The sequence below is a fragment of the Citrobacter sp. Cpo032 genome (assembly GCF_030332975.1).
GTDB lineage: Bacteria > Pseudomonadota > Gammaproteobacteria > Enterobacterales > Enterobacteriaceae > Citrobacter > Citrobacter portucalensis.
The window spans coordinates 1-321 of the sequence record NZ_JAOWGU010000027.1 but is presented as its reverse complement, the minus strand read 5'-3'; the positions used below and the strand labels follow the sequence as shown (position 1 = coordinate 321).

Annotated in this window: 1 pseudogene; it reads left to right on the top strand. The window is 53.9% G+C overall.

What is annotated here, in order from left to right:
• Positions 1 to 321 (top strand): annotated as a pseudogene (locus OGY33_RS00710) (hypothetical protein); the annotation flags it as partial.

Sequence of the window (321 nt, the reverse complement as noted above, 5' to 3'; positions counted from 1 at the left end):
CGCGGACAGCACCGATGCCGTTAACGGCTCCCAGTTGTTTGATACAAATGAGAAAGTGGATCAGAACACTGCTGATATCACTACCAATACCGACAGCATTAACCAGAACACAACCGATATCGCCACTAACACCACCAATATCAATAACCTGAGCGATTCTGTTACCGCGCTCGCCGATGATGCCCTGCTGTGGGATGCTAACTCTGGTGCATTCAGCGCTAACCACTCGGGAAGCGCCAGCAAGATCACCAATCTGGCGGCAGGCACCCTGGCCGCGGACAGCACCGATGCCGTTAACGGCTCCCAGTTGTTTGCCACCAA